Source organism: Acinetobacter sp. 24-47-39 (assembly GCF_056783825.1).
This window is the reverse complement of sequence record NZ_JBWYIP010000009.1, coordinates 89387-106615: the sequence shown is the minus strand read 5'-3', so window position 1 is coordinate 106615 and position 17229 is coordinate 89387. Positions and strand designations below refer to the sequence as shown.

General features: G+C 36.7%; 16 protein-coding genes. 10 read left to right on the top strand and 6 right to left on the bottom strand.

Annotation, left to right across the window (positions count from 1 at the left end; all coding sequences use genetic code 11):
* Positions 1-10 precede the first annotated feature (10 nt).
* The gene (locus AC1M9C_RS09710; RefSeq protein ID WP_035265589.1) at positions 11-937 is read left to right on the top strand and encodes a branched-chain amino acid transaminase; all 927 of its coding nucleotides are present in this window, start codon (positions 11-13) and stop codon (positions 935-937) included.
* A 38-nt stretch (positions 938-975) separates the two neighbouring features.
* On the opposite strand, the gene AC1M9C_RS09705 is transcribed toward AC1M9C_RS09710, so the two are convergent.
* The gene (locus AC1M9C_RS09705; RefSeq protein ID WP_481953613.1) at positions 976-2145 is read right to left on the bottom strand and encodes a nucleotide sugar dehydrogenase; all 1170 of its coding nucleotides are present in this window, start codon (positions 2143-2145) and stop codon (positions 976-978) included.
* Positions 2146-2313: 168 nt separating this feature from the next.
* Here AC1M9C_RS09705 and AC1M9C_RS09700 point away from each other — a divergent pair, with 168 nt between their 5' ends.
* The 6 genes from AC1M9C_RS09700 (at position 2314) to AC1M9C_RS09675 (ending at position 8399) form a co-directional block, all read left to right on the top strand.
* The gene (locus AC1M9C_RS09700) at positions 2314-3084 is read left to right on the top strand and encodes a glycosyltransferase (RefSeq protein ID WP_092767589.1); all 771 of its coding nucleotides are present in this window, start codon (positions 2314-2316) and stop codon (positions 3082-3084) included.
* 11 nt (positions 3085-3095) lie between these two features.
* Positions 3096-4706 (top strand): glycosyltransferase family 2 protein, encoded by a 1611-nt coding sequence (locus AC1M9C_RS09695; RefSeq protein WP_481607952.1) that lies wholly within the window; start codon positions 3096-3098, stop codon positions 4704-4706.
* A complete protein-coding gene (locus AC1M9C_RS09690) occupies positions 4703-5677 on the top strand; it encodes a glycosyltransferase (protein WP_481587165.1) in 975 nt (324 codons plus the stop codon). Before AC1M9C_RS09695 ends, AC1M9C_RS09690 begins: the two co-directional genes overlap by 4 nt.
* 235 nt (positions 5678-5912) lie before the next feature.
* Positions 5913-6677, top strand: a complete 765-nt coding sequence (locus tag AC1M9C_RS09685) for a glycosyltransferase family 25 protein (protein WP_481607935.1) — start codon at positions 5913-5915, stop codon at positions 6675-6677.
* A 7-nt stretch (positions 6678-6684) separates the two neighbouring features.
* Positions 6685-7476 carry a glycosyltransferase family 25 protein gene (locus tag AC1M9C_RS09680; RefSeq protein ID WP_481607934.1) on the top strand — a complete coding sequence of 264 codons (792 nt, stop codon included), beginning with the start codon at positions 6685-6687 and terminating at the stop codon, positions 7474-7476.
* Positions 7477-7487: 11 nt separating this feature from the next.
* Positions 7488-8399 carry a hypothetical protein gene (locus tag AC1M9C_RS09675; RefSeq protein WP_481607933.1) on the top strand — a complete coding sequence of 304 codons (912 nt, stop codon included), beginning with the start codon at positions 7488-7490 and terminating at the stop codon, positions 8397-8399.
* A gap of 114 nt (positions 8400-8513) precedes the next feature.
* Here AC1M9C_RS09675 and AC1M9C_RS09670 read toward each other — a convergent pair whose 3' ends face one another.
* From AC1M9C_RS09670 to AC1M9C_RS09660, 3 genes are all read right to left on the bottom strand, one after another.
* A complete protein-coding gene (locus tag AC1M9C_RS09670; RefSeq protein ID WP_035265580.1) occupies positions 8514-8729 on the bottom strand; it encodes a hypothetical protein in 216 nt (71 codons plus the stop codon).
* A 107-nt stretch (positions 8730-8836) separates the two neighbouring features.
* Positions 8837-10621, bottom strand: coding sequence for an aspartate--tRNA ligase (aspS, locus tag AC1M9C_RS09665; RefSeq protein WP_035265578.1), 1785 nt, complete (start codon positions 10619-10621; stop codon positions 8837-8839).
* Between the two features lie 147 nt (positions 10622-10768).
* Positions 10769-11539 (bottom strand): DUF4184 family protein, encoded by a 771-nt coding sequence (locus AC1M9C_RS09660; protein ID WP_481953612.1) that lies wholly within the window; start codon positions 11537-11539, stop codon positions 10769-10771.
* Positions 11540-11719: 180 nt separating this feature from the next.
* Here AC1M9C_RS09660 and znuD point away from each other — a divergent pair, with 180 nt between their 5' ends.
* Entirely contained in the window at positions 11720-13867 is a 2148-nt protein-coding gene (gene znuD / locus AC1M9C_RS09655) for a zinc piracy TonB-dependent receptor ZnuD (RefSeq protein WP_481953611.1), read from the top strand.
* Positions 13868-13954: 87 nt separating this feature from the next.
* On the top strand, positions 13955-15418 hold the full coding sequence (locus AC1M9C_RS09650; protein ID WP_481953610.1) for a phospholipase D family protein: 1464 nt from the start codon (positions 13955-13957) through the stop codon (positions 15416-15418).
* A gap of 31 nt (positions 15419-15449) precedes the next feature.
* Here AC1M9C_RS09650 and AC1M9C_RS09645 read toward each other — a convergent pair whose 3' ends face one another.
* Positions 15450-15896 carry a hypothetical protein gene (locus tag AC1M9C_RS09645; RefSeq protein WP_092767573.1) on the bottom strand — a complete coding sequence of 149 codons (447 nt, stop codon included), beginning with the start codon at positions 15894-15896 and terminating at the stop codon, positions 15450-15452.
* A gap of 199 nt (positions 15897-16095) precedes the next feature.
* Between AC1M9C_RS09645 and AC1M9C_RS09640 the strand changes: the two genes are divergently transcribed.
* The gene (locus AC1M9C_RS09640) at positions 16096-16563 is read left to right on the top strand and encodes an RcnB family protein (RefSeq protein ID WP_481593538.1); all 468 of its coding nucleotides are present in this window, start codon (positions 16096-16098) and stop codon (positions 16561-16563) included.
* Between the two features lie 33 nt (positions 16564-16596).
* Here AC1M9C_RS09640 and AC1M9C_RS09635 read toward each other — a convergent pair whose 3' ends face one another.
* Positions 16597-17094, bottom strand: a complete 498-nt coding sequence (locus tag AC1M9C_RS09635) for a phosphate-starvation-inducible protein PsiE (RefSeq protein ID WP_035265636.1) — start codon at positions 17092-17094, stop codon at positions 16597-16599.
* Positions 17095-17229 lie beyond the last annotated feature (135 nt).

The following is a 17229-nucleotide window of genomic DNA, read 5'->3' as shown; positions in this document are numbered from 1 at the left end:
AGTTTAGGTCATGAATTTGGCTGATCGTGATGGTTTTATTTGGCAAGATGGACAATTAGTTGATTGGCGTGAAGCAAAAACTCACGTCTTAACACACACTTTACACTACAGTATGGGTGTGTTTGAGGGTGTCCGTGCCTACGAAACTCCGAATGGAACGGCAATTTTCCGTTTAAAAGAACACACTAAACGTCTTTTAAACTCTGCCAAAATTTATCAAATGAAAGTTCCGTTTGATCAGGCGGCATTAGAACAAGCTCAAATTGATGTGGTGCGTGAAAATAAATTAGCTTCTTGCTATTTACGTCCAATTATCTTTATTGGTTCGGAAAAGCTAGGTATTGCAGCGACGGATAATACAATTCATGCAGTGGTTGCTGCGTGGAGCTGGGGCGCTTACCTTGGTGAAGAAGCAATGGCGAAGGGTATTCGTGTAAAAACTTCTTCTTTTACACACCATCACCCTAACGTGACGATGTGTAAGGCGAAAGCATCAGGAAACTATACGCTGTCTATTTTGGCACACCAAGAAGTTGCGCACTCAGGTTATGACGAAGCAATGTTACTTGATCCACAAGGTTATGTGTGTCAAGGTTCAGGTGAAAACGTATTCTTAGTGCGTGATGGCGTGATTCATACCCCTGATATCGCTGGTGGTGCTCTTGATGGTATTACTCGTCAAACCATTATTACGATTGCGAAAGACCTTGGATATGACGTTGTAGAGCGCCGTATCACACGTGATGAATTCTATATCGCTGATGAGGCATTTTTTACAGGTACAGCGGCAGAAGTAACGCCAATCCGTGAATATGATGATCGTCAAATCGGTGAAGGTGTTCGTGGTCCAATCACAACACAAATCCAAAAAGCATACTTCGATGCCGTACAAGGTAAAGACCCTAAATATGCTCACTGGTTAACATATGTGAAGTAATTAATGCTTTGAAAAAAAGGACTCAATTGAGTCCTTTTTTAATCATCTTTACCAAAAATATCTCTGGTATACACTTTATCTGCAACATCATTTAGTTTATCGCAATGACGATTACTAATAATTAAATCTGCTCTTTTTTTAAATTCTTCCAGTGTTTTGATGATTTTTGAGTTTTGAAATTTTTTCTCTGAAAGTGTGGGTTCGTAAATAATGATCTTGATTCCTTGTGCTTTGAGACGACGCATAACACCTTGTATTGCTGACGATCGAAAATTGTCTGAACCACTTTTCATGACCAAACGATATATCCCAACAACGCTAGGGTATCTCTCCAAAATAGACTGTGCAATAAAATCTTTGCGAGTAATATTCGCGTCTACAATGGCTTGAATTAAATTGCTTGGAACTTGGTCGTAGTTGGCGAGTAATTGTTTAGTATCTTTAGGAAGACAATATCCGCCGTATCCGAATGATGGATTGTTATAAAATTTACCAATTCGAGGATCTAAACAAACACCCTCGATCATTTGGCGAGTGTCCAATCGGTATATTTGAGCGTAAGTATCTAGTTCATTGAAGAATGCAACGCGCATAGCTAAATAGGTGTTTGCAAAAAGTTTGATTGCTTCTGCCTCGGTGGAGTCAGTGAACAAGACTGGACAATCTTTTTTATAAGCACCCTCTATGAGCATGTTTGCAAATTGATGTGCTCGTTCAGAATTTTCACCCATTATAATTCTTGAAGGATATAAGTTATCCAGCAATGCTTTTCCTTCTCTGAGAAACTCAGGTGAAAATATAATATTCTGTGTTTCAAATTTACTTTTTAGTTGTTGGGTGTAACCTACAGGAACTGTCGACTTGATAATGATCGTCGCTAATGGATTAATACTTAAAATCTCAGTGATCACAGATTCAACACTTGAAGTGTCAAAATAATTGGTTGTAGGGTCATAATCAGTTGGTGTCGCAATAAGAATATAGTCTGCCTGAAAATATGCATCCACAGCATTAGTTGTTGCTTTAAAGTTTAATGGTTTATTACTTAGAAAATCAGAGATTTCTGTGTCTTGTATAGGTGAGATTTTCTTGTTCAATAAATTTACTTTATTTTGATCAATGTCTAAGGCGGTGACTTCATGATGTTGCGCTAAAATCATCGCATTTGAGAGACCGACGTACCCAGTGCCGACAATAGTAATTTTCATTATTTTAGTTCAAGCCAGATTAAATTTAATTTGACAAAATAGGGTTTCTAAGACGTGACAATTTAATGAAGATTTGATTTCAATTTTGACGAGTTTGAATTCTTATCGTTCAAGAATATTTTAACTCTGTGGTATGATGCAGCTATTGATTAGGTGGAATAAAACGGCATGTCAATACATGAAAACAATGTCTTATTAGAAGAAGAGATTGCACAAGAACAGAACATTGTTTTGTGTATGAAGTGGGGAACCAAATATGGTTCTGAGTATGTGAATCGTCTTTACAATATGGTGAAACGACACACGACTGTTGATTTCCAGATGGTTTGTCTCACTGACCGTACAGAAGGAATTGATCCAAATGTTAAATGCTTTCCTATTCCACCCTTAGCATTGCCTGAAGGCGCGCCTGAGCGTGGTTGGAACAAACTTTCAACTTTTGAGCCTGACTTATATGGCTTAAAGGGTAACGCGCTATTTTTAGATTTGGATGTTGTTATCGTTGATAACATGGATGATTTTTTCACTTATCCAGGTGATTTTTTAATTATTCACGACTGGAAACGACCATGGCGAATCACAGGTAATAGCTCAGTATATCGTTTTAAATTGGGCGCTTTCCCTGGATTATTACCATATTTTCGTGAGAACTTTGATGAGATCCGAAAAAAATTCCGTAATGAACAAGCCTATTTGTCATGGTATGTAGATAAACATGCGAAGCAAACCTATTGGCCAGATAGCTGGTGTAAAAGTTATAAATATCACTGTTTACAAAAAATCCCAATGGCGTTTTTTAAGCCACCAGTAAAACCTGAAGGTGCTAAAATTATTATTTTCCATGGTGAGATTAATCCACCTGATGCTGTGAATGGTGGCGGTGGTAAATGGTACCGCTATGTGTTGCCAAGTCAATGGATTAAGGATGCTTGGCGCTAAACATGGAAATGTTGAATAGACAAGAAAGAGCATACCGTTTATCTGTTGTGATGATGGTAAAAAATGAGGCTGAAAATTTAGCAGTTAGTTTACCTGCATTGCGTGGTTGGGTAGATGAAATCATTGTGCTTGATTCTGGAAGTACTGATCACGGACGTGAACTGGTCGAAGCTGCTGGCGGTCAATGGTTTGTGAATACAGATTGGCCTGGTTTTGGTAAACAGCGTCAATTGGCGCAAAGCTATGCGACTGGTGATTGGATTCTAGCGTTGGATGCTGATGAAGAAATTACTGAAGAATTAAAGCAAAGCATTTTAAAAGTTATCCAAAACCAACCTGCAAATATCGTTTATGGAATTAAACGCGTTGATTGTGTTTTTGGACATGAGATTGACAATCGTTATTGGTCAATAAAAGCGCATTGGCGTTTATATCCTAAATCATTTCAATATAACGATAATTTAGTGCATGAATCTATTGTTTTGAATCAAGCTAGAACAGAAACATTGAATGGATTCATGTTGCATCATACTGCACCTACACCAGAATTTTTACTCAGCAAAAGACTCCAATACGCGAAAGCGTGGGCAGTTGATCGTTTTAATCGTGGAAAATCAACTTCATCATTTGCAATTTTACTGCATGCATTCTGGGCATTTATAAAACAATATATTGTAGATGGTCGTTTTTTGAAAGGCCGCTATGGTTTTTTATACTCGTTAATATTTGCGCAATATACTTTTAATAAATATGCAATTTTGTATGATCTACATCATAACAATGCCGAAGGAAAGTTTGTTGCTGAACATCAAGCATTGCAGAATCTAACTTCAATCGAGCTTGGGACAGAAAAAAGATCCACTTTATCATTGGTGATTATTTTAAAAAATGAGTCAAGACATTTGGCAGATTGCTTAGATAGTGTGGTTGATCTCGTGGATGAAATCGTCATTCTAGATTCAGGAAGCACGGACAATACTCGAGAAATTGCTGATCGTTACGGTGCAAAATGGTTTGTAAATACTGATTGGAAAGGTTTTGGTAAGCAACGTCAATTGGCTCAAAGTTATGCCACTCAAGATTATGTGTTGGTTCTGGATCCAGATGAGCGATTAGATCAACCTTTACGTGACTCGATTGCAGAAATTCTAAAGCAGCCAGTACAGTATGATCGAGTGTTTAGTTTGGCGCGAGTGAATTTATTCTGTGGTGTTGAAGTTCAAAAACGAGGCTGGTACACCGACAAGCTTGCAAGACTTTATTCACGTGAGCATTTTAAGTATTCAGATTTAGAAGTGCATGAATCTTTAGACCAAAAAGGGGTTTCAGCACAATGTTTGCCAGGTTATTTGGCTCATTTGACCAACGATGATTTACACCATTTCTTGCTCAAAAATGTTCGATATAGTCATGATTGGGCAAAAGATAAGTTTAAAAATGGAAAAAAAGTCAGTTTAATTGCCTTAATATTTCGATCAATATTTTCATTTATTCGAGAATATATTATCCGAGGTGATTTTATTGGTGGAGCATATGGATTATTTTTGGCAATCGCTTCGATGGGATACACCTTTAATAAATATGTGATGCTTTGGCAAATGAATCAAGAGAAGAATAAATGAATATTGTAATCGCAAATATGTCGACGATTCCAGTTTTTGCTTACGGTGGAACGGAACGAGTTATTTGGGATTTAGCAAAAAAATTAGTCGAGTTCGGTCATAAAGTCACATTTATCGTCCCGAAGGGCTCAACTTGTGATTTTGCAGAAGTTATTGAAATTGATCCTTTTAAATCTTGGAATCAATTAATTCCTGAAAATACAGATATCGTTCATTTTCAATTCCAACCTAAAAACCTTGAAATTGATATACCTTATGTTGTGACAGAACATGGTAATGCTCAAGTGGGTGATTTGTTAGATAGAAATACTATTTTTGTTTCAAAAAATCATGCAGAGAGACATCAGTCGAACAGTTTTGTTTATAACGGCCTCGATTGGTCAAATTATGGTAATGTGAATTGGAAAGCCAAGCGTGATTATTATCATTTCTTAGGTAAAGCGGCTTGGCGTTTAAAGAATGTCAAAGGTGCGATCAATGTTGCTTTAAAAGCGAAGCAAAAATTAGATGTATTGGGTGGTGACCGCTTTAATTTTAAACGAGGCATACGCTTAACATTTTCTCCAAATATTCGTTTTCATGGTATGGTGGGCGGTCAAGAAAAACTCGCACTATTAAATGGTTCAAAAGGTTTGATTTTTCCAGTGCGTTGGCATGAACCATTTGGTTTAGCGATTATCGAAAGTATGTATTTCGGGTGTCCAGTTTTTTCAACGCCTTATGGGGCTATTCCAGAATTAGTTCCTCATTTTTGTGGAAAACTTTCACCTCAAACCGATGAGTTAGTCGATGCTATTTTGAATCAGAAATATGATCCTTTACAGTGCCACGAACATGTTAAAGAATATTTTAATGCTGAAAAAATGATGTATGGATATTTAGAAAAATATCAAATGGCTGTTGAGGGTAAAGCATTTAATTATCAAGCTCCATCATTATTGAAAGATAGCACTCATTTAGATTGGCATTAAAAATGCTAAACTCTCATGTAGTTTTTAAATGTATTGCAAATGTTCTAATGTGTAATTAGACAAACTAGAAAAACTAACTTTTATGGATAGATATTTTTTTAATTAATCTAAATTAAAGTATAATGTATATGTTTTTTTCATACTAGAACTGTTGAATGTGAAATTTATTAACAACCATAATGTATTAACTTTTTTTATTTTATAAGCTTAGTAAAAAGTAGATCCCCAATTTTATATGAAGAGTTTTGTTATAAGTTTACCTTCTGCTCATGAGCGAAGGAGTCATATCACTGAGGAATTTCACGCAAAAAAAATTGATTTTGAGTTTTTTGATGCTCTAACTCCCGATTTAGCCTACGAAATTATAAAATCCGATTTTGATTTTTTTGACCTGACTAAAATTAGTGAAGGTGAATTGGCGTGTGCATTGAGCCATATTACTGTTTGGAAGAAAGCGCTGAATGATGGTTTGGATTATGTTGCGATCTTTGAAGATGACATTTTTTTAACTGAAGATGCATCATTATTTTTAAAGGATAGTAGTTGGTTAGAACAAAATATAGATATTTTAAAGATTGAAACTTTCTTCGAGAGAGTAATTTTAAAAAAATCAAAATTAAGTAAAGAAAAACATGTAATAAGTGAGCTAAAAACAGATCACTTTGGGGCTGCGGGATATATACTTTCGAAAAAAGCCATAAAGAATATTCTAAACTATATTCAGCATCAAACAACGTTGAAACCATTGGATCACATACTATTCTCTGATTTGCTTAAACACAATGATTATATTGTTTATCAGTTGGAACCTGCCATTTGTATACAAGAGAAAGTTCTCAAGCAAGAAATTACGCTCGTTAGTTCGCTAGATGCTTACCGCAACAATTTTAAAGTACCAAAACAAATGTTGAGCATTGATCAAAAAATCAAACGAGAATTTCTTCGTTTGATTCATAAGTTGAGGCTATGTTTGTTTGCTAGAAAAGTAGAGTTTAAGTAGCTGAATTATGAGAAATTTTGTTATTAGCTTAGAGACTGCTAAGAGCCGACGTGAACACATAAGCATTGAATTCAATCGTCAAAATGTTGATTTTGAGTTTTTTAATGCGATTACACCTGATTCTAGTCAGAAATCGATTAATTTATTAGATCTAAATTTTCAAAAGACACAGCTTACAGAAGGTGAAATAGCTTGCTTATTGAGTCACCTCACTTTGTGGAAAAAAGCAGTTGATGAGCAATTTGATTTTATTACTATATTTGAAGATGATGTTTACCTGGGTCAAGAGAGTCATCTACTTTTAGAGAATTATAATTGGATACCAAAAGATACACATATAATCAAACTTGAAGTTTTCTCAAAAAAAATAAAAATGGCTTATCAAAAGCAAGCTATAGTACCTGGTAAACGAGCGTTGTATCAGCTGAATGGTATACACTTAGGTTGTGCTGGCTATATTTTATCTAGAAAGGCTTGTGAACAATTATTGCAATATGCTCGAAGTCTTGATGAAATGGTGGCTGTTGATCATATAGTTTTTGAATTATTTGATCAGTCAACTCAGTATACTCCATATCAATTAAGTCCTGGGTTGTGTATTCAAAGCGATATATTAAAGCCTACACAAAAAGAAATTTTTGAAAGTAGTTTAGAGCAGAATCGTCGTAAGCGTTTTGATATTCAAGTACAGCATATCAAGCAGAAATTGACGTTTAAACAAAAGGTTGTACGGGAGTGGTTTAGACTCATTCAGCAACTGTTGGATGTATATCAGCACCGAACAATTAAGTTTAAATAGGAAAAATATCGATGGGTAATGAGAAGGTTATTCTAGCTGCTGCTACAGGTTACAGTGTTTCTCAAATTTTAGCGTTCATAAACTCTTTAGATCATACTGGATTTGATGGTGAACTTGTTTTAATCATTTATCGTAAACAATTAGAAGAATATAGAAAACACTTAAAGCATATTCAACACTACACTATTAATTACCAATTTAGTTCTATGGGTAAGCTACACTATCGTAATGATTATGTTGGATTACTCAAACATAAGTTGGCACGACGTTGCGCCACTCTGTTTTTTCAATTTGTAGCTAAAATTCCAAGGCAAGGTTGGAAAGAAATCGCTTTGAACTATGCGAGTTATCCTCATGTAGCTCGTTTCTTTGAGTATCAAAAAGCGATTCGACTTCGTCCAAATGCTCAAAAAATTCTTTTATCTGATATTCGGGATGTAATTTTCCAAGCTCCACCACTTGATGGCATCGTACATGGATTGTATGTCGGGATGGAAAAACAAAAGGTTAAATTAAAGGATGAGGCTTATAACGCTGACTGGATTAAAGATGCATACGGTGTAGAAGTCTTAGAGCAAATGGGAATGCAGCAGATTTCATGTTCAGGAGTAAGCTATGGTGATCGAGAGTCAATGCTGGCTTATATTCAGTTAATGATAAGTGAGTTTTGTAATATTCCATATAAAATCATGTCGAATCGAATTTATGATCAAGCCATGCATAATAAGTTGATATTCGATGGTCGTATACCCAATATTCAATTCTGCCAACCCAATGATTCCAATATAATAACTTTAGGGTTATTTTCGCAAGAAGAGATATCTTTGTTAGATGGCAAAATAGTCAATAAAGATCAATCTGTGATTCCTATAGTGCACCAATATGATCGACATAAGTTTTTATTAAAAATTTTAAACCCTTAAGTATTTAATTTATATTTAAAAATTAATAATTTATTGATAATAGGTGAATCTTGTCAGATGAATACTGACTTAATTTAAGCAAGAGAAGAATGAAGAGGGAAGTAAGCTCAATGCTTATTTATCCGCATTTCCTTTAATCACCATATAAATAAGTGCGGCGATTGAACCAAAAGCTGCAATAAAACTACTCGTACTAAAGAACACGATACGCTGATAAGTGGTGAGGTTAAATAATTGTTCATTCAAGATATAACGCATAAATGCCCATTGCACGATGCAAAATACAATAATAATGATTGTATGACGACGAACATCAGGACGCATAGCCATATGAATGAACTCTTAAATATTTTCTGAGATTATGCCATTTTTGAGCGTTTATCTCAATGAAATAAAAACCCTGCAGTTGCAGGGTTTTTATTTAGATCAACAAAACGTTATTCTTGTGATTCAGCTTTTGGTTTTTCACGTAAGCGAATACCAAGATCACGAAGTTGAGTTGATTCAACTGGTGCAGGAGCTTGTGTTAAAGGACATTCCGCAGTTTTCGTTTTCGGGAATGCAATCACATCACGTATAGAAGAACCACCTGTCATTAACATCACAAGACGGTCTAAACCGAATGCTAAACCACCGTGTGGAGGTGCACCATAACGTAAAGCGTTCAATAAGAAGCTGAATTTCTCTTCTGCTTCTTCTTCACCAATACCTAAAGCTTCAAAAATTGCTTTTTGCATTTCTAGGTTATGAATACGAAGCGAACCACCACCGATTTCAGTACCGTTAAGTACCATATCGTAAGCAACAGACAATGCAGCACCTGGGTTATTCTTCACTTCTTCAACGCTAGATTTTGGTAATGTGAATGGGTGGTGAACAGAGGTCCATTTACCATCATCAGTTTCTTCAAACATTGGGAAATCAACAACCCAAAGTGGTGCCCACTCGCAAGTTGCCATCTTCATGTCATGACCGACTTTGATACGTAAAGCACCCATTGCATCGTTTACAACTTTCGCTTTATCTGCACCGAAGAATACGATATCGCCATTTTCAGCACCCACACGTTTTAATAGATCAAGCACGATTGGCTCGATGAATTTCACGATAGGAGATTGTAAGCCTTCGATACCTTTTTCAAGTTCGTTAACTTTGATATACGCCAAACCTTTTGCACCGTAGATGCCAACAAATTTAGTGTACTCGTCGATTTGGCTACGTGGAAGAGAGCCTGCACCTGGAACACGTAATGCAACAATACGACCTTTAGGATCTTTAGCAGGGCCAGCGAATACTTTGAACTCTACGTCTTGCATTAAATCTGCAACGTCAACGAGTTTAAGTGGAATACGTAAGTCAGGCTTGTCAGACGCATAGTCGCGCATTGCATCTGCATAGGTCATACGTGGGAACTTATCAAATTGAACATTAAGAAGTTCTTTAAACATCTTAACTGTTAAACGTTCCATTAAATCCATAATGTCATCGTCACTCATGAACGATGTTTCAACGTCGATTTGTGTGAATTCAGGCTGACGGTCAGCACGTAAGTCTTCGTCACGGAAACATTTAGCAATTTGGTAATAACGATCAATACCACCCACCATTAACAATTGTTTAAATAACTGTGGTGATTGCGGAAGAGCGTAGAAACTACCATTTGATACACGGCTTGGTACTAAATAGTCACGCGCACCCTCAGGAGTCGCACGTGTCAAAATAGGTGTTTCAACGTCTAAGAATCCGTTTTCTTCGAAATAGTTACGAATAAGGTTTGTTAATTTAGAACGGAAACGTAAACGCTCTAACATTTCTGGACGACGAATGTCCAAGAAACGATATTTCAAACGAATTTCTTCTGAAATATTAGTATTATCATCATTTAATGGGAATGGTGGAGTTTCAGACGCTGCTAGAACTTCAATTTCTTTACCTAATACTTCGATTTGACCACTCACCATGTTGGCATTTTCAGTACCAGCATAACGACGGCGAACGCGACCAGTTATTTTTAATACAAATTCAGAACGAGCTTTATCAGCTGTTTCGAAAGCTTCTGGTGTATCAGGATCAATAACCACTTGAACTAGACCATCACGGTCACGCATATCAAGGAAAATTACACCACCGTGGTCACGGCGACGGTGTACCCATCCGCAAAGTGTAACGGTTTGATCAATTTGAGCTTCGGTTAATGAACCGCAGTAATGAGTTCGCATCATAGCGTTAAAAATCCAACTATATGGGTTAATGAAAGCGTATACGTAAACAGCGTAACGCCTTTATACAAAGGGTGAATTATGCCTCTTTGAGACTACAGTCACAAGGAGAAGATTATGAAAGCCCTATTATTTAATGCAAATTTAAAATTAAGACGATCCTTCGAATAATTCCAATTGATCTAGGATTTGAAAAACAAGCGCACAAATCGTAAACGTCAATAGAAAGCCTCTAAAGAAATAATTAATTGAGAAGCCAATGTAACCATATAGGTCATTTAAAATGGCTGTATTGTAATTAGAGTTGAAATGAATAAATCCAAATAATCCACCTAATATTGAAATTAGCACGGATACCACAGCAAAAATAGTGATAGAACGAGTTACTCTGAATGGTTGACGGTAAGTACAAAAATATTGTTTTGCAAACCATAAAATAAAGGGTAAAACGATAATAGAGGTACCGACCTGTAAAATTCGATGGAGGGGGTAGTGTTGTCCGAAAAGATTGATTTGCTTAGCTAATAGGTCATGAAAAGCAAAGGTTCTGTAATCAACATGAGTTAAACCATCCCAAAGGATATGGCTGCTGATACCCAAGATTAATGAAATATTGATCAGCAAGAAGAACTGCAAGACAGATCTAAAGTTCGATAATTTTAAGGGATTGTAAATACCAACCCATCTAAAAAAAGTAGGTCTTAAAAGTGCATACCACAATAGACAGAATGCCATTCCCACCAATAAATTGGGATATAGCAATGCGCTCCATTGATGTGAGATTTGGATATGTTCATCTGTAAAAAGACGAAATAAGTCAGGGACCATGCAACCAATTGCTAGAGCAGAAATAGGAAGTGTTCCTTTCGATGCTTTATGCAAAATTGGTGCGAGTACAGCATGTGAAATTGTAAAGGGCATTGCTGAAATATATCAAAAAAATGCTATCCGAATTTTATAGATTAACATTGATATGTAACCCATTGGTTTAATTATATGAAGCTAATTAATTTGGAGTAAATGAATGAAATATGATTGAAGTTTGGTTGAAATGTTATATTATAACAACAATTGTAAATTCTCGAATTTTGAGCTTGTCGTATGAACTTTCATAAAAATATCATCACTGCCTCCGTCTTAGCAGTGATAGCATCCGCAGCACATGCTGATCAAAAACAAAAAAATGTTCAATTAGATACAATTTCTTCTACCGCACATCCATTGGTTCAAACAGCTGCTGACTTCGCTGTAGCGGATCATGTGATTGATCAAAAAAAATTATCCGAAAGACCAACAACCATAGGTGATGCGTTAGCCGATGAGTTGGGTGTTTATTCTAATCAGTATGGAACAGGTGCAAGTCGTCCTGTGATTCGTGGCCAAGATGGACCGCGTGTAAAAGTTTTACAGCATGCTTCTGAAACTGCAGATGTATCAACACTTTCTCCTGACCATGCCGTAACGGTTGATCCTATTTTGGCGAAGCAAGTGGAAGTTATCCGAGGACCTTCAACATTACTGTACGCAGCTGGAACTGTGGGTGGTTTAGTCAATGTGACTGATCAAAAAATACCGACACAAATGCCAGCTAATGGTCTAGAGGGGCAAGTGGGCGTCCGCTACAACTCTGGGAGTGATGAAAAACTTGCGAGTGCAGGTGTAACAGCAGCTATAGGTGAAAATTTTGCACTTCGTGTTGAAGGCACGAAGCATAAAGCCAATGATTATATCCCTTTCAAAGGTTACTTCACTGAACATCATCATGAGGGTGAGACAGAGTCTCATCGTGAAAGTGCTAAACGTGTAGAAAATACCTTCTCAGAAGGTCAAACAGTTAATGTCGGCGGCTCTTGGATCCATGATCGAGGTTTTGTGGGGCTGTCATATAGTAATCGACAAGATAAATATGGATTACCAGGTCATAGTCATGAATATCATGGATGTGAATTGCATGGAGATCATTTCCATTGTCCACCACCTAATTCAGTGCACGACCATGAACACGAAAATGCTGCAGGTCCATGGGTTGACTTAAAATCTAAGCGTTATGATCTACGAACTGAATTAAATGATCCATTAAAAGGATTTGAAAAGCTGCGAGCTCATTTAAGTTTTACAGATTACGAGCATGATGAACTAGAAGAAAATGAAGTTATTAGTAACTTTAAAAGTAAGGGCTATGATGGTCGTTTAGAGTTGGTTCATATCCCGTTGTTAGGTTGGGAGGGTGTTGTAGGTGTACAAGCATCTCAGCAAAAAATAAAACTTAATGCGCCTGAGGGACATGACCATGATGAAGTTGATCATGGTGACCATGATCATAGTGATCACGATCATGAACATCATGGTCATAGTCATGATGTTCTGATGGCGGATACAAAAACCAATAAGTACAGTTTATTTGCACTAGAACATAAACAGGTTGGTCCTGTGCATGTCGAATTGGGCGCTCGTGTAGACCATCAAAAAATTGATGTCGATTCCAATCAAAAGAACTACTCAGGGACTGCTGTTTCAGGATCAGCTGCAGCTAATTGGGAGTTCGCGCCAAATTATAAGTTGTCTCTAGTGGGGTCTCATCAACAACGTTTACCGCTAGCTCAAGAGTTATATGCAGATGGTCTTCATTTTGCAACAAACACATATGAGCTAGGTAATCCAGATATTGATAAGGAAACATCTAATAATCTAGAGTTAGGTCTCCATTATGAAGGTGATCAGCTCGATTATCATGTTCATGTTTATCACAATTGGTTTGATGACTATATTTATGGTGCAACTGTAGCTCAACAAGGCAATTTACGTGGACTTAAATATACGCAGGATAAGGCACGTTTTTATGGAACTGAGGCTCAGCTAGGATATCAAATTAATGATACTTACAAGGTGAGTGTGTTTGGTGATTATGTAAGAGGCAAGATAGAGGGGGAAAATGCTCCACGTGTTCCTGCTGGACGACTTGGTACAAAGGTGGAAACCAATTTTGCTGATGGTTGGTCTGGTTTAGCTGAGTATTATCATGTATTCACGCAAGATAAATTTGCTGACTTTGAAAAAGAAACCCAAGGTTATAACATGGTCAATGTTGGTGTGTCTTATGCTGGGCAGTTAAACAATCGCAACGATTATCGGGTTTATTTAAAAGCAAATAACTTGTTGGATGATCAGGTTTATTCGCACAATTCATTTTTATCGAATATTCCACAAATTGGACGTAATTTTACCGTCGGCGTTGAATACGGGTTCTAATTTAATTCAACGTGTTAAAAACAGTTTAATGCTTGAAAAAACGTAAATTAAAACCTAGTCTGAAAGTATCGGACTAGGTTTTTTGTTATGCGTCTATTTAAACGAATTCACCAAAAATTAAATTGGTCAAACCGACGTTATGTTGGTCTGATTCTCGGTATGCTGACCATCGGCTATTTAGCCTCAGCGCTATATCATATTTATAAACCATTACCAGAAGGGCTTAATTATTCCGGTAAATTACGGCATGCAAATGTGAAATTCCTAGCAGACCAAACTTATATAGATACGGCGGGTCAGCGACAGCAGCATCAGATTTTTGATGAAATTCTCAATCTTATTGAGCAAGCGCAAACCACAATTGTGTTAGATATGTTTCTGTTCAATCCTGAAACTGGTCGGTCTCAAAATCAACATCGCGCCTTAACACAAGAACTGACCCAAGCACTCATTCAAAAAAAGCGTCTAACACCGAATATTGAAATTAAATTAATCACTGATCCTATAAATTCAGTTTATGGTGGAATAATCCCAGAGCACTATCGACAACTCAGACAAGCAGGAATTGATGTCATAGAAACAGATTTATCACCATTACGCGCATCGAATCCACTGTGGTCGGGCATTTGGTATTTTTGTTGTCAGAGTTTAGGTAATAATGCTGAGAAAGGTTGGTTAAATAATCCTTTCGGGGAAGAAAAAATTACCATTCGAAGCTATTTAAATCTTTTTAATTTTAAAGCGAACCATCGTAAAACCATCGTAGTAGATACATCCGAGGGATGGAAAACACTAGTGACTTCGATGAACCCACATGATGGAAGCTCACGCCATTCCAATGTAGCACTTGTGGTCGAAGGGCATACAGCTGTCGATATTTTAAAAACTGAACAATCAGTGGCTTTATTTTCTAAAGCAAATATTCCAATGGTTATTGTGGGAGATGTACCAGAAGATAAACTGTTGCCGAAAGTGCAAGTACTGACAGAAAAGGCAATATATGATGAACTGCTGAAACTGATTGAATCTGCTCAAGGTGCTGATGCAAAAATAGATTTGGCAATGTTCTATTTATCAGAGCGAAAAATTATTGAAGCCTTAATTGAAGCTCATCAACGCGGTGTTGAAATTCGTGTTTTACTAGACCCGAACAAAGATGCATTTGGACGTACTAAAAATGGTATTCCAAATCGTCCTGTCGCGACAGAGCTCTATAAAGCTGGAATAGACGTACGCTGGTGTAATACACAAGGTGAGCAGTGCCATTCAAAAATGATTATTAAGCGTAGTTCAGATCAGGTTGAACTGATTTTGGGGTCGGCTAATTTTACTGCTCGTAATTTGAAAAATTATAATTTAGAAACTGATTTACGTGTTATTGGCTCTTCAAATCAGCAAGTTTTTAAAGATGCAGTACAGTATTTTGATACTGCTTGGATGAATTTAGAGGGTAAGCAAATGAGTGTTGATTACTCAGAATATGCAGAAGATTCAAAAATGAAATATGCCATTTATCTATTCATGGAATGGAGTGGTCTCTCAACCTTCTAAAAAAAATCCCTCTAAAGAGGGATTTTTTCATTTATGGATTCGGTGGAACTAATTTATCGAGTTCCTTATCATCAATCTGATCGAGCTCTTTAATGTCGGTTTTAATTTTCCACTTAGACTCATCCTCAACAGGTTGAGGTAAACGTGCTTCTAACCAATCACAAACCACATCTGGCGTAAAATCAGGATGATTACACTGAATCACCCAAGATAAGAATTGTTTCGCCTCACCATTCATATAGGGTGGAGGAGACACTGGTAAAAACTGAGTGGGTAGGCGTTCATTTTTAGAAATGTAATTCAATACATGACCAAGTTCTTGAACCGTTTGCCAAGCTAAGGCATGGTCGATATTGATTTGAAATTTAAACCACCATGCATGTTCACCATCAGTGCCATAAGAATCGATATAGTTTTCTTGGACACTCGGAACTTTACAAAAAAATTGGTGCAGGCGATCAAAACTCATTTCAGGCACGGTGGATAATCTCGCAAAGTTAAAAATGGTTAGTCTAGCAGATTTACAAACAGACTCATGCGGATAAATAAAAGGTCTAAAGTATTAAATTTAAAATTTTAAATAATGTTCAAGATTTCTACATTATTGATCTATATTTAAGCTTTAGAATGAGTGTTGAAAACAAAAGTAATCTTACATTTGGAATGAGGTAATAGAGATGAACAATACATTATTGGTTAAGACTCTATTGGGTTCAGTGATTCTTTTAATAACGAGTCATACTTTTGCAGATAGTTGGGCTAATTACCAAGGTTCTAAGGTTCGACCTGTAAAACCAACACAGACTCCAATATATACTGGTAATGCAGATCGTCTAAGTAAGCCAGTCCCATTGCAACAACCACGTTTTGCTCAGAATAGACCTCAATTACAGCGACCATATCCTCCTTATCCAGCGTATCCGCAGCAGAATGGGATTACAGTGATCTATCAACAGTCTTTACCGACCACGACGACATATTCTAGCAAGCAGTCAAGTTTCGTAAATGGGCAGGGTGGTACTATTGAAATGAGTCAGTATATGCTGATTTCAGATTGGCGTCGTTATGGTCTTCCTGCACCACAAGTTGGAATGCATTGGATATACCAAAATGGTCGATATATCCAGATGCCAAATGATCGTTAGATGCTTAATCCAATTTGTCTAAGCCATCTTTATCTAAGCCAACTCATCATCTTCAGGGCGTGGTGTTTTTCCAAGTGGTAAAGGTTTATCTTGGTGTTTATCTCGGATCACTGATGGAAAATTCCAAGAAGCAAAACGCACGACCAATATAGCGAATGCTAGGATTAAAATTGATCCTGTAATAATGACTAAATCAATATCAGCTTTATGGTCATGTTGAATATCTGAAATTAACAGACGTGTCAGGGCAGTGATGGCGATATAGATCAGAAATCTGACGGGCATATGATTGGTCTTAAAATAAATACCTACCATCGCACCTAGCTCTAAATAGATAAATAACAACAGAATGTCATCAATCGTTGCATATTGTTTTACCGTAAGAATATCAATCACGGTATGTCCTGCAGACCAAATTACCATGCAGCCAATAATAAAGAGCGCAATATAGTGGAAGCTCTCAACTGCTAGATTTCCAAAACGATCTAATAAGGATTCGATTTTTTCTACGCTAATATCTTTTTTACTCATGACATCTCCTCCTTTGAAAAAACCTGATGGTTTCATTGGAGTGATGCAAAATTCATGCTCATCTTATGCCTAAGCAGGGAAGACTATTATGAGTTGCTTTGAAAATAAGCAAATTTCAGATAAAAAAAAGCCTGA

Coding starts and splice junctions, on each gene's coding strand:
- AC1M9C_RS09685 (WP_481607935.1), top strand. CDS start 5,913: ATGAAGAGTTTTGTTATAAGTTTACCTTCTGCTCATGAGCGAAGGAGT.
- AC1M9C_RS09680 (WP_481607934.1), top strand. CDS start 6,685: ATGAGAAATTTTGTTATTAGCTTAGAGACTGCTAAGAGCCGACGTGAA.
- AC1M9C_RS09660 (WP_481953612.1), bottom strand. CDS start 11,539: ATGCCCTTTACAATTTCACATGCTGTACTCGCACCAATTTTGCATAAA.
- AC1M9C_RS09635 (WP_035265636.1), bottom strand. CDS start 17,094: ATGAGTAAAAAAGATATTAGCGTAGAAAAAATCGAATCCTTATTAGAT.
- aspS (WP_035265578.1), bottom strand. CDS start 10,621: ATGATGCGAACTCATTACTGCGGTTCATTAACCGAAGCTCAAATTGAT.
- AC1M9C_RS09640 (WP_481593538.1), top strand. CDS start 16,096: ATGAACAATACATTATTGGTTAAGACTCTATTGGGTTCAGTGATTCTT.
- AC1M9C_RS09700 (WP_092767589.1), top strand. CDS start 2,314: ATGTCAATACATGAAAACAATGTCTTATTAGAAGAAGAGATTGCACAA.
- AC1M9C_RS09690 (WP_481587165.1), top strand. CDS start 4,703: ATGAATATTGTAATCGCAAATATGTCGACGATTCCAGTTTTTGCTTAC.
- AC1M9C_RS09650 (WP_481953610.1), top strand. CDS start 13,955: ATGCGTCTATTTAAACGAATTCACCAAAAATTAAATTGGTCAAACCGA.
- AC1M9C_RS09710 (WP_035265589.1), top strand. CDS start 11: ATGAATTTGGCTGATCGTGATGGTTTTATTTGGCAAGATGGACAATTA.
- AC1M9C_RS09705 (WP_481953613.1), bottom strand. CDS start 2,145: ATGAAAATTACTATTGTCGGCACTGGGTACGTCGGTCTCTCAAATGCG.
- znuD (WP_481953611.1), top strand. CDS start 11,720: ATGAACTTTCATAAAAATATCATCACTGCCTCCGTCTTAGCAGTGATA.
- AC1M9C_RS09670 (WP_035265580.1), bottom strand. CDS start 8,729: ATGGCTATGCGTCCTGATGTTCGTCGTCATACAATCATTATTATTGTA.
- AC1M9C_RS09675 (WP_481607933.1), top strand. CDS start 7,488: ATGGGTAATGAGAAGGTTATTCTAGCTGCTGCTACAGGTTACAGTGTT.